Here is a 14,627-nt window from a genome sequence, read left to right as displayed (position 1 = left end):
CACGCGTGCAGCTGTTCGAATCGGAGACCGCCGGCGATCCGCAGACCCTGGTGTACTCGGCGAGCGACCTGGTGTCCGCCAGCGAGTGCGAGTACAGGACGCTGCACCGCCTTGACGAGAAGCTGGGGCGGGTCGCGAAGCCGGCGATCGATCAGGACGCGATGCTCGCCCGCGCCTCCGAACTCGGGACCGCCCACGAGAAGAAGGTCCTCGCGGACCTCGTCGCCCGCTACGGCGATTGGGATCCCGCCCGCGGGACGGGCGTGGTGCGCATCGAAGCGCCCGCGGCCGGCTCCTACAACCCGGCCGGGTTTGCCGTCCGCCACGCCGAGACCGTGGCCGCGTTGCGGAACGGCGCCGACGTCGTCTTCCAGGCCACGTTCTTCGACGGCGAATTCCTGGGCTTCGCCGACTTCGTCGTCAAGCAGCCCGACGGCCGCTACGCCGTGTGGGACTCCAAGCTCGCGCGGCACGCCAAGGTCAGCGCCCTGCTCCAGCTGGCCGCCTACGGCGACCAGCTCCTCGAGGCCGGATTCGAGCCGCACCCGCAGGTCACGCTGGTGTTGGGCGACATGGAGGAAAGCGTGCACTCGCTGGCCGACCTGCTCCCGGTCTACCGCGAGCGGCGGGACCGTTTCCTGCAGCAGGTGGCCGAACACCGCGCCGCCGGTAGCGCCGTCCGGTGGGGCGAGGACGGCGTCTCGGCCTGCGGCCGCTGCGACTACTGCGCCATCCAGGTCGCCGAACGCCGCGACCTGCTGCTGGTGGCAGGCATGACGGTGGCCCGGCGCAAGAAGCTGATCGAGGACGGCATCGACACCATCGACGCGCTGGCCGAACTCGACGACGCCCGCGCCGTGGGACCGCTGGAGCGGATGCGCGACCAGGCCCGCATGCAGACGGGCCGGGGACCGGTCGACGGAGAAGCCGTGGCGGGCAAGGACGACGAGCAACACCCGGTGGCGTTCCGCGTCCTGGACGACCACACCATCGACGCACTGCCGCCGGCGAGCCCCGGAGACATCTTCTTCGACTTCGAGGGCGATCCGCTATGGCAGGACCCGGCAAACGGCTCGTGGGGCCTGGAGTACCTGTTCGGCGTCGTCGAGGCGGACGGCCAGGATCCGGCGTTCAGGCCTTTCTGGGCGCATACCCGCGCCGAGGAAAAGCGGGCGTTCCTCGACTTCCTGGACTACGTGGAGGACCGCCGGAAAACCTGGCCGGACCTGCACGTCTACCACTACGCGGCCTACGAGAAATCGGCCCTGCGCAACCTCTCCGTCCGGCACACCGCCGGCGAGGACACCGTGGACAACTGGCTGCGCGAAGGCCTGCTCGTGGACCTCTACGAGACGGTCCGCCATTCCCTGCGCATCTCCGAGAACTCCTATTCGATCAAGAAACTCGAACCGTTCTACATGGGTGCCGAGGCGCCTCGCACGGGAGTGACTGACGCGGGGGCGTCCGTCGTTGCCTACGCCGCGTACTGTGCCGCGCGCGACTCGGGCGACTCGGCGGAGGAGGCAGAGGTGTACGCATCGATCTCCGCGTACAACGAATACGACTGCCTCTCCACGTTGCGGCTGCGGGACTGGCTCGTGGGACTCGCGAAGCTGCATCCCGCGCGCGCCGGCGGGCGGGACGCCGGTCCGGATTTCGGGCAGTCCGTGGGGGACGGCGCCTCCGGAGGCGGACGCGAACCGGAGGAGCCGACGCCGGAGGAGCTCAAGCTCCGCGACTTCCTCGACGCGCTTCCGGCCACGGGCGAAGCGACGCCGCTGGAGCAGGCCGTCGCCATGGTCGCGGCGGCCACCGGGTACCACCGCCGGGAGGACAAGCAGTACTGGTGGGACCTGTTCGACTCCATGGACTCGTTGCCGGACGGCCTCTCGGAACGGCGCAACACGTTCACCGTCCACACCTCCGCCGTGCAGACCGACTGGCACCCGCCGACAACCGGCAAGGGAAAAATGCAGTCGCGCGTCGTCGAGCTGACCGGCACGGCGGCACCCGCGTCCGATTTCGCGGAGGGGACCACATGGCACCAGGTGCTGCCCGGACCGGCTCCGGAGACGTACGGCTTCCCCGTGTCGGAGAAAACCGGACGCTACGCGGTGCCCGGCGCCGTCGTGGTGGGCGTCGAGCAGCTGCCGGATGCGGCGTCATCCGTGGACGGCGACGCGTACCGGATCCTGCTGCGGGAAAAGGAAACCGGGAAGCTTCCCGCGGGCGCCCAACTCCCCGTTGCGTTACTGCCCGGTCCGCCCATCGCGACCGTCTCGCTCAAGGCGTCCCTGGCGGAACTGGCACGTACCGTCGGCGGTTCCCTCCCCTCGTTGCCGCGCGACCCCGGCGTCGACATCCTGCTCAGGCACGCTCCGCGGCTCGCCACACTGGCGACGCTTCCGCCGGTCGAGACCGGACCGGACGGCCTGGGCGACTACATCGGCGCGATCACGGCCGCCGCCGCCGACCTGGACCGCTCCTATCTGGCGGTGCAGGGCCCCCCGGGCACCGGCAAGACCCATGTTGGATCGCACGTCATCGCACGGCTGGTGGAACGGGGCTGGAAGGTCGGAGTCGTCTCCCAGGGACACGCCGCGGTGGAGCACCTGTTGGGCAAGGCGGTGCAGGCCGGAGTCGATCCGGACGTGATTGCCAAGGAGCCGAAGGCCGGCGACAAGAAACCCAAATCCTGGAACCTCACCGCCAGGGGCGCGGTTCCGGAGGCCCTCGGACGCCCCGGCGGATGCCTCGTCGGCGGAACCGCGTGGACCATGACCGGAGCGGGCGTCCCGCCCCACTCGCTGGACCTGCTGGTCATCGACGAGGCGGGGCAGTTCTCCCTCGCCAACACGCTGGCCGTCGCCCGGTCCGCCCGGCGCCTGCTGCTGCTGGGCGATCCGCAGCAGCTCCCGCAGGTCACCCAGGGAACCCACCCCGAGCCGGTCGACCAGTCCGCGCTCGGATGGCTTTCCCGGGGCCACGCCACGCTGCCCGGGACGCTGGGGTACTTCCTCGCCGATTCGTGGCGCATGCACCCCACGCTGTGCTCCCGCGTTTCGCGACTCAGCTACGACGGCAAGCTCGAGTCCGCCCCGGCCGCCCGGCTGCGGGAACTCGAGGGTGCGCCCGCCGGCGTCGAAACGGTCATGGTGGAGCACACCGGCCGCACCACCCACTCCCCCGAGGAGGCCGCCGAGGTCGTCCGGCAGGTCCGCCGGCACCTCGGCCTGGCCTGGAACGACGGCGAGCGCACCCGCCCGCTCGTGGAGGCGGACGTCATGGTGGTCGCCGCCTACAACGCCCAGGTCAACACGGTCCGCGCCGCGCTGGAGGATGCGGGCCTGGGTGGCGTCGGCGTGGGAACCGTGGACAAGTTCCAGGGCCAGCAGGCACCCGTGGTCATCCTGTCGATGGCGTGCTCGGCCGCTTCGGAGGCGCCGCGCGGCATGGACTTCCTGCTGAACCGCAACCGGATCAACGTGGCCGTGTCGCGCGGACAGTGGCGGGCCGTCGTGGTGCGCTCGCCCGCCCTGACGCACCACATGCCGACCCGTCCCTCGGGCCTGGAGGAGCTCGGTGCGTTCGTGGGGCTCTGCGCCGCGGAGCCTGGCCACGTGGCGTCCGCCGCCGCGCCCGGCGCGGCATGGCCTAGCATGGCCCAATGACAGCGTTCCGAGGACTCATCGCCTATCCGGTCACCCCCTTCGACGAATCAGGGGCGGTGGACCACGCCGAGCTCGGGCGGCATCTGGCCTCCCTCGCCGTGTCCGGCGTGGACGCCGTCACCGTCCTGGGCAGTTCGGGCAGCTTCGCCTACCTCGACGCGGACGAACGCAGCGCGGTGGTCCGCACCGCCGTGCGGGCCGTGCGGGACGCCAACCCGGACCTGCCGGTCTACGCGGGGGTCAGCGCGGTCGCCACCGGGGAACTGCTGGAGAACGTCGCCGACGTCGTGGGCGCGGGCGTCGACGGGTTGCTGGTCTCCACCGTCTCCTACGTCCCGCTGACCGAGGACGAGGTGGCCCACCAGTGCCGGCGCGTCGCCGAGGCCTCCGACCTTCCCATCTGCCTCTATTCCAACCCCGGCACCACGAACTTCTCCTTCCCGCTGGAACTGGTCGCCCAACTGTCCAAGGAGCCGACCATCCGCGGACTGAAGGAATCGACCCCGGACGCGGCGTCGTTCGCCCAGCGGCACGAAACCCTGCGGTCCATGGTCTCCGGCGGCTTCAGCCACGGCCTCAGCGGGGACGCGCTCATTGCCGACGCCGGTTTCGCGGGAGATGCCTGGCACAGCGGGCCGGCGTCCGTCCTGCCCCGCCACTTCGCGGCGCTGCGGGCCGCCGCCGAGGCCGGGGACGCGGTCCAGACCGCCAAACTCCGGGACGAACTGGCTCCGCTCATGCACGAATTCAACGGCCTGCGGAAGCTGAGCAACCTGTACGCGCTGGCCCGCGCGGCCGGCATCGAAGCCGGGGAACCGCGGCTTCCGCTCCTGCCCATCCCCGGCAGCAACCGCAGGGACCTCGCCCGCCTGCTCGAGGAGCTCGGCGAAACGCTTTAGCGCGGCGTCCGGCGGGCGTGCTAGACAAGAAACATGGAACCACGCACGCTCGCCGGCACGCCCGTCCGTCCCATCGGCCTGGGTTGCATGAACCTCAGCCACGGCTACTCCAACTTCCCCACGGACCAGGACGCCGCGAGGCTCCTGCACCACGCCCTGGACTCCGGCGTGGACCACCTGGACACCGCGACCCTCTACGGCGGCGGCAGGAACGAGGAGCTGGTCGGGGCAGCGCTGGCGAATCGCCGCGACGAGTTCTTTCTGGCGAGCAAGTGCGGACTGGAGCTCGTTGACGGCCGCGCCCGCGTGGACGGCCGGCCCTCCACCGTCCGGCGCCACGCCGAGAGGTCGCTGCGCCACCTGCGCACCGACTACATCGACCTGTACTACCTGCACCGGCTGGACAAGAACGTTCCCGTCGAGGAATCCGTCGGGGCGCTGTCCGACCTCGTGCACGAGGGGTACGTCGGCGCGATTGGCCTTTCGGAGGTCTCCGCCGAGACCCTGCGCCGGGCCCACGCCGTCCACCCCATCGCCGCGGTCCAGACCGAGTACTCCCCGTGGACGCGCAACCCGGAGCTCGGAGTCCTGGACGCCTGCCGGGACATCGGGGCCACGTTCGTGGCGTTCAGCCCGGTGGGCCGCGGGTTCTTCGGAGGGAAGCTCGCGGATCCGGCCGCCCTGCCGGAGGAGGACATGCGGCACCACATGCCGCGCTTCTCCGCTAAGAACTACCCGCGCAACCTGGAACTCCTGGACGCGTTCACGGCCGTGGCACGGCGCGTCGACGCCACGCCCGCCCAGCTCGCCCTGGCATGGGTGCTGGCGCGGGGCGAGCACGTCGTCGCCATCCCGGGCACCACCAGCGCGGCGCACCTCGACGAGGACCTCGGGGCCGAGCGGATCGTGCTGGACGCCTCCACGGTGGAGGAGATCGGCACGATCCTCAACCAGAACACCGTCCACGGGCACCGCTACACCGCGATGCAGCAGGCCACGATCGACACCGAGGACTACGCGACGGCCTAGTTCCGGGTGGCCTAGAATGGTGGCTCCGGCCGTGCGTCTCGCACGCGCCGCGCCCACCCCGAATTGGCCTCGCCCCTGGCCGGAAAGCCGTGTATGCGCCCGCCTGAGAACGCCGCCGCCATCTGGGGGGACCAGCTGGAGTTCCGGTCCTCGCCCGCATGGAAGCTCCTGTCCGCCGCCCCGTGGACCGTCGCGTTCCTCCGCGCCGAATTCACCCAGGCGCGGCCCCGCATCACCCTCGAGGCGTTCCACGCGGCCCTCGACGCGTTCCTCCAACACCTGCGCTCCGAAGGCGCCGGCATATCCGAGGCGTGGCGCGCACCCCAGTTCGCCGACTCGTGGGTGCGCTCCGGCTTCCTCGCACGGCCCCTGGTCGACGGGCACTTCGTCTACGAGCCCACCGCGCACACGGCCCGCGTCCTCACGTTCCTGGACGGCTTCTCCGGCGCCCGCACCAACCTGAACTCCTCCCGGCTGAACACGCTACTGACCAGCATCGAAACGCTCGCCCACGAATCGGACCCGGACCCCGAGGCGCGCATCCGCCAACTCCAGGCGGAGATCGACGAGCGCAAGGACCGCATCGACGCCCTGCGCGAGGGCACCGGACCCGGCCCCATGCCGCACGACGGCGCCGTCGCCGCCGCCCGGTCGGTGCTGGACCTCGCCTCGCACCTGCCCGCCGACTTCAAGCGCATGCGCGACGGCGTCCGCGAGATGCTGCACGCCGTCCGGCAGGAGATCATGGAGTCCTCCGTCGCCAAGGGCGTGGCGGTCGGACAGGTCCTCGAGGGCGACCGCCAGCTGCGCAGCACCCCGGAGGGCGAGACGTTCCGCGGCTTCACGGAATTCCTGAACGACCCCCAGCGCCAGGCGCGGTTCCGGCAGGGCGTCAACGACGTCCTGGAGCGCGACTTCGTCGACGGACTCAGCGCCCAGGAGCGCCACACCCTGGCCAACCTCCTGCGCGAGTTGCGCCGCCAGGCCGGCGAGGTCCACGCCAGCTACGGCAAGCTCTCCGAGAGCCTCCACGCCTACGTACAGTCGGACGAGTTCCGCGAATCGCTGCTGCTGCGCAAGGCCGTCCGCGCCGCCGAGCTCGCCGTCGCCTCCTCGCCCGCGCTGAAGGCCCGCACCGCGGCCGCGCCGGTGCGACTCTACTCACCCGGGTTCAGCACCCTCGCCTCGCTGCGCATCTTCGACCCCGCCGAACACGTCGCGCCGCCGCGCCTCGCCGATCCCCCGGCGCTCACGGAGGCGGACATCCACCGCACCCCCACGACGCCGCAGGCAGAGCCCGCGAAGCTGCGCGACGCCGTCGTGCGCGCCCGCCGCAACGCCGCCGGCGACGCGACCCTGGGAGCCGCGTTCGCCGGACTGGAGCCGGCCGAACGCCACCTGAACAACCTCCGCCACCTGCTCGCCAGAGCCCGCACCGGCGGCGAGCCGATGGACACCGACCGCTTCGAGCGCGTCGTCTTCCGCCAGGTCGACGGCAGCGAACGCGACGCCTACCTGCCCGTGATCACCTTCGCGAAAGACCCCGCATGAGCACCGAAACCACCAGTCCCACGCGCGACGACGGAGGCGTCCCCGGCGGCGCGGCCGAGCGCCGGCTCTTCGAGAGCGACACCGGCCGGTTCGAACTGCCCCTGCGCCAGGTCCTGGTCCGCCTCCTCCGCGGCCCCTACCTCGACGGCACCGCGGACCCGAGGCTCTGGCAGCTCGTCCTGGACCGCCGCCAGGACATCGCCGCGTACGTCGCCGAGCTGTTCCTGCTGCTGAGCGTGGACACCGAACGGAAGATCGCGCTGCTGGTTCCGGTGGAGGTCGAGGCCCCGCACACCACCGCGATCGCCCCGCGCAAGCCGCTCAAGCGCGAGGAGACGCTGCTTGCCCTGCGCCTTCGGCTGCTGCTGGACCGCCACGCCGGAAGCGGAACGGACCCCGTCATCTCGCGCGCCGGCGCCCGCGAAATCCTTGAGGAACACCGCCGCCCGGGTGCGGTGGACGACAAGCGCCTGGAGGACCTCACCGACGCGTCCCTCGCCCGTCTCGTGGCGCTCAAACTCATCCTGCCCACCGAACTCGACGACGAATACCGCGTCTCCGGCGCGCTGGCCCTGGCCCTCCCGTTCGAAAGCATCGAGGAGATCCCCGCCTACATCGCCGCCCTGGAGAACTCCTCCGACGCGGATGTCATGGACCTCGACTCCGTGGAGGATGAACTGTGAGCATTGCCCTGACCCTGCCCTTCGGCGAGGCCGCCAACCCCGGCCAACACCGCCTGACCCGCATCCAGGTCATCAACTGGGGCACGTTCCACGGCCGCCACAGCCTCTATGTGGACCGCGACGGCACGCTGCTGACCGGCCATCCCGGCGTCGGCAAATCCACCCTGTTCGACGGCATCGGGCACATCTTCCACGCCGCGCCGCGCCTGAACGAGTCCGCCCACGAGGCCTCCACGCGCAAGGACCGCCGCACCACTTACTCCTACATGCGCGGCCGCCGCTTCAAGACCGAGACCGGGACGCTGTACCAGCGCCCGGGCGCCACGTGGAGCGCCATCGCTCTGACGTACGACGACGGCCTCGGCGGCCAAACCTGCGTCGCCGCCCTGTTCGACCTCCCCGCCAACGGGCTCGAGGGCCAGGTGGGCAAGCACTACGTGATCGGCGACCGTACCCTGGACACCGCCGCGCTGGAGGACCACGGGTCCCGCCGGTTCTCCCCTACCAGCCTGCAGAAGTCGCTGCCCGGGTTCGAGGCGTTCGACACCCACAAGACGTTCGCCGAGCGCTTCCGCCGCCGCCTGGGCATCGACAACGACAAGGCCTTCTCCCTGCTGCGCACGCTGCAGAACGGCAAGGGCCTGGACAAGGGCGTCAACCAGTTCTTCCGCTACGAGGTCCTGGAGGTCCCGGCGACGCTCAAGGCCGCGGCCGGCGCCGTCGAGGACTTCAGCCACCTTCGCGGCATCCACCGCCAGCTGGAGGAGGCCCGCGCCCAGCGCGACGCCCTCCGCCAGGTGCCGGATCAGTACGCCCGGCACCGCGGGCTCGCCGAGGAACTCGAGCGCAACACCGAACTTGCCGGCACCCAGTTGCCGCTGCTGCGCGAGCACCTGGCCGCCGAGCTCCTCGGCGGGCGTTCCGCCGCGCTGGCGGCGGAGCTGGCGTCGAACCGGGCGGAAATCGAGGCCGCGGCCGAAGCCAAGGACGTGCTTCAGGAGCGCGCCCGATCCCTGCAGGAGCAGCACGACTCCCACGGCGGGCAGGCCGTCCAAGCGCTCGAACGCGAGCTCGAGTCCGCCCGTGCCCGCCTGGTCGAGCGCGCGCAGGCCGCCGCGGCGCTGCGCCGGGAGATGGACGACGTCGGAGTGAAGCTCACGTGGACGGCCTCCGGGTTGGAATCCGCCCGCCGGCAGGCCGCCGTCGCCGCGGAGAACCTTGCCGGCGTCGCCAAGGACGCGAAGACCATGGAATACGAGGCGATGGCCGCCTCGATGGAGGCGCGCGACCGCGGACGCAGGCTCCGCACCGAGATCGACGCGTATTCCCTGCGCGGTTCCAACATCGACCCGGTCTCCGCCGCCGCCCGCCGCCGCATCTGTTCCGAGACCGGAATCGACGCCGCCGACCTGCCCTTCGCCGGGGAACTGGTGGACATCGCCCCGGGGCATTCCGAATGGCGCTCGGCCGCCGAGAAGGCCCTGCGCAGCCTCGCCACCACGCTGCTGGTCCGCGGCGAGGACCTCGCCAAGGTGACGGCGGCGGCGGACCGGCTCGACGGCGTCGGACGCCTGCGGTGGATGGACCTTTCCCGTGCCCCTCGTGCCGCCGACGCCGGCCCGGCGGACCTGGTCACCAAGCTGGAGTTCAAGTCCTCCGACGCCGGCGATTGGCTCCGCGCCAAGATCACCGCCGACCACGCGCTGGCCTGCGTCGCCTCCGATGCCGGACTGCATGTCCACCCGAAGGCCATCTCGAAGGCCGGAACCATCAAGGCCTCCGCCGGCGTGTTCGAGCGCGACACCCGCGTGGTCGCCGCTTCCGACTACCTCCTGGGCTTCACCAACGAGGAGAAGATCGCGGAGCTCGAGGCCAAGGCCCTGCGCCTGGACGGCGAGCGCGCGCAGGCCGAGGAGCTCGCGGCCGAGCGCAGCCGCTCCAAGGACGAACTGGCCCGGCGCCTGGACTCGCTGAAGGCGCTGTCCGTGGACAAGCGCGCCTTCGCGGCGCTGGACACGTCCGTCCAGGAGGCCGCCGTCGTGGACCTCGAGGCCCGGATCGCCGACGCCATGGATGCCAGCACGGACCTCGCCGCACTGCGGGAATCGCTGGCCGAGGCGCGTGCGGAACTGGAGTCCGGCGTCGGACGGTTGGCCGTGCTGCGCAGCGAAACGTCCGCCCTGGAGCGGCGGGCCGCCTCCGCCGCCGCCCAGCTGAAGGCGACCGCCGCGCGCGGCGCCGACGGTACGCCCGCGGCGTGGGCCGGGGAGACCCTCCGCGCGGACCCGGGACTCTCCGCCGTCGTGGCGCGCGGGTCGGAGGCGAGAGTGGCGGAGCTCGACGCCGCCGTCGCGGACGTTGCGCTGGCGCTCGGCGAGCGCGCGACTGCGCTGCGCCAGTCGCTGTTCGCCACGGAGACGGCGTTGACGGACACGTTCAAGCAGTTCGCCCGCGACTTCGGTCCGGGCGCGGCGTCCACCGCCGGGGTCTCGGTGGAGAGCGCCCCGCACTACGTGCGGCTGCTGGAGGGCATCGTCGAGGAGGGCCTACCGCAGCGCGAGGACGAGTTCCGCGAGTACTTCTCCAACCGGTCCTACGAACGCTTCTCCGACCTGTTGCAGCTGCTGGAGGAGGAGCGCCGGGACATCGCCCAGCGCATCCTGCCGCTGAACCAGATCCTGGCTGACGTGCCGTTCGAGCACGGCAGCCACCTGCGGCTCGAGGTCCGGACCAGCATCCCCGACGAGGCGCGGGACTTCCGCGCCGCGCTGAAGGACGCGCTCGGGAACGCCTACGCCCGGCGCGGTCCGGAGGAGCTGACCTCCAGCTACCGGGCGCTGGAGCGGCTGGTGGACGCGCTGGACGACTCGACCCACCAGGCGTGGCGGGACACCGTGCTGGACGTTCGCCAGCACGTGACGATCTCCTGCAACGAGCACAAGCCGGGCGGCGAGGTGGAGACCGGGCTGGAGCCCGGCACGCTGTCCGGCGGCGAGGGCCAGCGTTTCACCTCGTTCATCATGGGCGCCGCGCTGGCCTACCAGCTGGGCTTCGCGCTGCAGGGCTTCACCACCTACGGGACGGTGATGATCGACGAGGCGTTCATCCAGGCGAACTCGGAGTACGCGGCGGCGGGCATCAACGCGCTGCAGGAGTTCGGCTTCCAGCTGCTGCTCGCGGCCCCGGAGGACAAGATCGACCTCTCCCGGCACCTGGGTTCGGTGTCCGACATCGTCAAGCACCCCGGGTCCAACGTGTCCGGATTCGTCGAGACGGGGCTGTCCCCGGCACTGGCGACGGACATCGTCCTGCGATAGTTGTCCACAATCGGGCGCCGGGTTCGCCGGGCCGATCCGCGGGCGCGTAGATTCTGTCATCACGGGGCTCACACTTTGGCGGGCGCCGGCGTCTACGAAGGTGATCAACATCAAGCAGCCGTTCGAATCGGTCGTGCGGGCCCACGGCACCACGGTGTTCAGGGTCTGCCGCGCGGTGCTGGGTTCCGGTGCCGATGCGGAGGACGCCTGGTCGGAGACGTTCCTCGCCGCGCTGCGGGCCTACCCGGAGCTGCCGGCGGACGCGAACGTCGAGGCGTGGCTGGTGACGATCGCGCACCGCAAGGCGGTCGACGTCGTCCGTTCCGCGGCCCGCCGCGCCGTCCCGACGGCGGATCCGCCGGACGCGCATTCCACACTCGGGGTGCCCAGCGAACCGGAGGACGACCTCTGGCGCGCACTCGCCGCGCTGCCGCCCAAGCAGCGGATGGCCGTGGCGTACCACCACGTCGCCGGGTTGCCGCACGGCGAGGTCGCCGCCATCCTCGGCGGCAGCGTCGAGGCCACGCGCCGTGCCTGTTCGGACGGCATGAGGGCGCTCCGGACGGCCCTGGACACCCACACCATCCCGCAGGAGGTACACCCATGAGCGCCCCTCTTCCCCCCACCATGGCCGACGCGCCCGGCACCACCGGATCGGCGGACGCGTCCGGCACTCCACGCTTCGACGCCGAACTCGCCGCGCTCCTGTCCGCCACCGCGGAAACCGCCGACGTCGCCGGACGGCTCCACCGGCGTCTCGTGGAGGCCGCCGCCGCCGCGGGCGCCCTCGACGTCGCCTACCGCGTGGTGGACACCCCCGTGGGATCGCTGCTGCTGGCCACGACCGAGACGGGACTGGTCCGGGTGGCTTTCGCCCAGGAGGACCACGACGCCGTCCTGCAACAGCTCGCGTCCCGCTTGAGCCCGCGGATCCTGCGTGCCCCGGCCCGCCTGGACGACGCGGCGCGGCAGCTGGACGAGTACTTCTCCGGCACCCGGCACGAATTCGACCTCCGCTTGGACCGCACGCTGTCCTCCGGCTACCGCCGCGAGATCCACGAATACCTTCCGCTGATCCCCTACGGGCAGACGGCCAGCTACGCGCAGATCGCGCTGGCCACGGGCCGGCCGAAGGCGGTGCGCGCCGTCGGCACCGCCTGCGCGACCAATCCCCTGCCCGTCGTCGTGCCGTGCCACCGCGTCCTGCGCAGCGACGGGACCCTGGGCGGCTACCTCGGCGGGACGGAGGCCAAAACGCGGCTGCTCGGCCTGGAGTCGGCCGCGTGAACACCCTGTTCGGCGACGACCTCCTGGAACGGCCCGTCCGGCAGGTGGCACCGGGCGCGGTCCACGTCCCGGGGTGGCTGAGCCTGGAGCAGCAGGCCTGGATCGCCGCGCGCTTCCGCGAGTGGGCCGACGGACCGGTGCCGATCCGGGCGGCCAAGGTCCGCGGGCACGAGATGTCCGTGCACACCGTGTGCCTGGGCTGGCACTGGCAGCCCTACCGCTACACGCGCGAGGCGACGGACGTGAACGGAAACCGCGTGCTCCCGCTGCCGGGCTGGCTCGCCGAACTCGGCGGCCGCGCGGTCGCCGAGGCGTACGACGCCGTCGGCACCCCGGGGTACGCGCGGTCCGGCCGGCCGGACGTCCCCTACGCGCCGGACGCCGCCCTCGTGAACCACTACGCGGCAGGGGCGAAGATGGGCATGCACCAGGACAAGGACGAGTCGTCGCCGGCCCCCGTGGTGTCCCTGTCCATCGGGGACGCGTGCCTGTTCCGTTTCGGCAACACGCAGGGCCGGGCGAAGCCCTACGAGGACGTCGAGCTGCTCTCCGGGGACCTGTTCGTGTTCGGCGGACCGTCGCGGCTGGCCTACCATGGCGTACCCAAGGTGTACGCCGGGACCGCCCCGGAGGGATGCGGGCTGGAGCACGGGCGCATCAACATCACCCTGCGCGCCACCGGACTGGAAGGACAACCCATTCCATGAACGGGACCGTGATCGGCGAGGACGGACTCGCGCGGCCGCCGTGGGCCAGTGTCGATCCGATGCTGCGCGAATACTACGACACCGAATGGGGCCTTCCCGTGCGGGACGAACGCGGGCTGTACGAGCGCATCAGCCTGGAGGCCTTCCAAGCCGGGCTGTCCTGGGCCACCATCCTGCGCAAGCGCGAGGCGTTCAGGGCCGCTTTCGACGGCTTCGACCCGGACTCCGTCGCGGCATACGGGGAGGACGACGTGGCTCGCCTGATGGCGGACGCCGGGATCGTGCGCAACCGCGCCAAGATCCTCGCAGCCATCGCCAATGCGCGCGCCACGATCGAGTTGCGGTCGGACGGCGGGTTGGTCGAGTTCGTGTGGTCGTTCGGTCCCGCCGAGACCCCGCGGCCGGCCACGTTCGCGGACGTCCCCACGACCTCGCCAGAATCCATCGCACTGTCCAAGGCGCTGCGGAAGCGCGGATTCTCCTTCGTGGGGCCGACCACGATGTTCGCGCTGATGGAAGCCATCGGCATAGTGGACACCCACTTGTTGGACAGCCACCGCCGCGGCTCCTCGGGCGTCTGGCCGGGATGAGTTCAGGACCGGCGGACCGCGGACGCCTGTTGCCGGCCACGGGTGGACTCGACGCCCCGGCGCTGATGGGGTTGTTCGCCGCGCACGCCATACCGGGTGTGGACGCGGTGGACGTCCGCGACGCCACGCTGACCCGCGCGGTGCGCCTGACCTCGGGGCACCGCGCGGTGACGGTCGCCGTCGAACCCGCCGGTGTGCGGGTGTTCTCGCCCGGCCTGTCCGGCTCCGACCGGACGGAGCTCGGCGCCGTCGTCCGGGCGTGGCTGGACCTGGACACCGACCTCGCACCCGTGAACGCCGTGCTCGCGGCCGACCCGCTGCTGGCTCCGCTCGTGGCCGCCCGCCCGGGCCTGCGCGTGGCGGGGTGCCTCGACCCGTTCGAGGCGGCGGCGACCACCGTGCTCGGCCAGCAGGTCTCGCTCGCCGCCTGCCGCACGTTCGCCGGTCGGCTCGTCGCCGCGTACGGCTCGGACGGACCCGCAGGGCTCCGGACCTTTCCCGCGGCAGAGGCGGTTGCCGGGGCGGCACACGAGGACCTGCGCGCCGCCGTCGGCATCACGAACGCCCGGGCACGCACGCTGCGGGCGCTGGCGGGCGCGTTCCTCCGCGCAGGCCATGCGGAGGGTGAGGTGATAAGAAAAGTGCCGGAAAGTCCGTGGTTTCCGCTCTCCCGCGCGGAATTGCTCGCACTGCCCGGCATCGGAGAGTGGACGGCCGACTACCTGGCCGTCCGCGCCTCCGGGGACCGCGACGCCTTCGCACCCGGGGACCTGGTGCTGCGCCGCGCCCTGGGCGGCATCTCGACCACGGAAGCCGCCGAGCGCGCGCGGAACTGGAGCCCGTACCGCGCCCACGCGCTGATGCACCTGTGGACGTCCACCGCCTACTGAAGG

General features: G+C 71.8%; 11 protein-coding genes. All 11 read left to right on the top strand.

Annotated elements, in window-relative coordinates; translation table 11 throughout:
- Positions 1-5 precede the first annotated feature (5 nt).
- Complete coding sequence (locus tag AC0QSG_RS16090; RefSeq protein ID WP_475376131.1) at positions 6-3,671, top strand: TM0106 family RecB-like putative nuclease; 3,666 nt, start codon at positions 6-8, stop codon at positions 3,669-3,671.
- Entirely contained in the window at positions 3,668-4,570 is a 903-nt protein-coding gene (locus AC0QSG_RS16085; protein WP_435727015.1) for a dihydrodipicolinate synthase family protein, read from the top strand. Before AC0QSG_RS16090 ends, AC0QSG_RS16085 begins: the two co-directional genes overlap by 4 nt.
- A 33-nt stretch (positions 4,571-4,603) precedes the next feature.
- Positions 4,604-5,599 (top strand): aldo/keto reductase, encoded by a 996-nt coding sequence (locus AC0QSG_RS16080; protein ID WP_475376130.1) that lies wholly within the window; start codon positions 4,604-4,606, stop codon positions 5,597-5,599.
- A gap of 93 nt (positions 5,600-5,692) precedes the next feature.
- On the top strand, positions 5,693-7,150 hold the full coding sequence (locus tag AC0QSG_RS16075) for a DUF3375 domain-containing protein (RefSeq protein ID WP_475376129.1): 1,458 nt from the start codon (positions 5,693-5,695) through the stop codon (positions 7,148-7,150).
- Positions 7,147-7,833, top strand: coding sequence for a DUF4194 domain-containing protein (locus AC0QSG_RS16070; protein WP_475376128.1), 687 nt, complete (start codon positions 7,147-7,149; stop codon positions 7,831-7,833). The genes AC0QSG_RS16075 and AC0QSG_RS16070 overlap by 4 nt, the downstream gene beginning before the upstream one ends.
- The gene (locus tag AC0QSG_RS16065; RefSeq protein WP_475376127.1) at positions 7,830-11,150 is read left to right on the top strand and encodes an ATP-binding protein; all 3,321 of its coding nucleotides are present in this window, start codon (positions 7,830-7,832) and stop codon (positions 11,148-11,150) included. The genes AC0QSG_RS16070 and AC0QSG_RS16065 overlap by 4 nt, the downstream gene beginning before the upstream one ends.
- A gap of 103 nt (positions 11,151-11,253) precedes the next feature.
- Positions 11,254-11,757 (top strand): RNA polymerase sigma factor, encoded by a 504-nt coding sequence (locus AC0QSG_RS16060; RefSeq protein WP_435727164.1) that lies wholly within the window; start codon positions 11,254-11,256, stop codon positions 11,755-11,757.
- A 20-nt stretch (positions 11,758-11,777) separates the two neighbouring features.
- The gene (locus tag AC0QSG_RS16055) at positions 11,778-12,437 is read left to right on the top strand and encodes a methylated-DNA--[protein]-cysteine S-methyltransferase (RefSeq protein ID WP_475377338.1); all 660 of its coding nucleotides are present in this window, start codon (positions 11,778-11,780) and stop codon (positions 12,435-12,437) included.
- Positions 12,434-13,144, top strand: a complete 711-nt coding sequence (locus AC0QSG_RS16050) for an alpha-ketoglutarate-dependent dioxygenase AlkB family protein (RefSeq protein ID WP_475376126.1) — start codon at positions 12,434-12,436, stop codon at positions 13,142-13,144. The genes AC0QSG_RS16055 and AC0QSG_RS16050 overlap by 4 nt, the downstream gene beginning before the upstream one ends.
- Positions 13,141-13,734: a DNA-3-methyladenine glycosylase I gene (locus AC0QSG_RS16045; protein WP_435727022.1), complete on the top strand. Its 594-nt coding sequence runs from the start codon at positions 13,141-13,143 to the stop codon at positions 13,732-13,734. Before AC0QSG_RS16050 ends, AC0QSG_RS16045 begins: the two co-directional genes overlap by 4 nt.
- Positions 13,731-14,624 carry a DNA-3-methyladenine glycosylase family protein gene (locus AC0QSG_RS16040; RefSeq protein WP_475376125.1) on the top strand — a complete coding sequence of 298 codons (894 nt, stop codon included), beginning with the start codon at positions 13,731-13,733 and terminating at the stop codon, positions 14,622-14,624. The genes AC0QSG_RS16045 and AC0QSG_RS16040 overlap by 4 nt, the downstream gene beginning before the upstream one ends.
- Positions 14,625-14,627 lie beyond the last annotated feature (3 nt).

The organism is Arthrobacter sp. LT660 (assembly GCF_056172845.1).
This window is presented reverse-complemented; position numbering and strand designations above follow the sequence as displayed.

What these genes read in the sequence shown, in the direction of transcription:
- AC0QSG_RS16045 (WP_435727022.1), top strand. Translation starts at nt 13,141, where the DNA reads ATGAACGGGACCGTGATCGGCGAGGACGGACTCGCGCGGCCGCCGTGG.
- AC0QSG_RS16085 (WP_435727015.1), top strand. Translation starts at nt 3,668, where the DNA reads ATGACAGCGTTCCGAGGACTCATCGCCTATCCGGTCACCCCCTTCGAC.
- AC0QSG_RS16075 (WP_475376129.1), top strand. Translation starts at nt 5,693, where the DNA reads ATGCGCCCGCCTGAGAACGCCGCCGCCATCTGGGGGGACCAGCTGGAG.
- AC0QSG_RS16040 (WP_475376125.1), top strand. Translation starts at nt 13,731, where the DNA reads ATGAGTTCAGGACCGGCGGACCGCGGACGCCTGTTGCCGGCCACGGGT.
- AC0QSG_RS16080 (WP_475376130.1), top strand. Translation starts at nt 4,604, where the DNA reads ATGGAACCACGCACGCTCGCCGGCACGCCCGTCCGTCCCATCGGCCTG.
- AC0QSG_RS16070 (WP_475376128.1), top strand. Translation starts at nt 7,147, where the DNA reads ATGAGCACCGAAACCACCAGTCCCACGCGCGACGACGGAGGCGTCCCC.
- AC0QSG_RS16055 (WP_475377338.1), top strand. Translation starts at nt 11,778, where the DNA reads ATGGCCGACGCGCCCGGCACCACCGGATCGGCGGACGCGTCCGGCACT.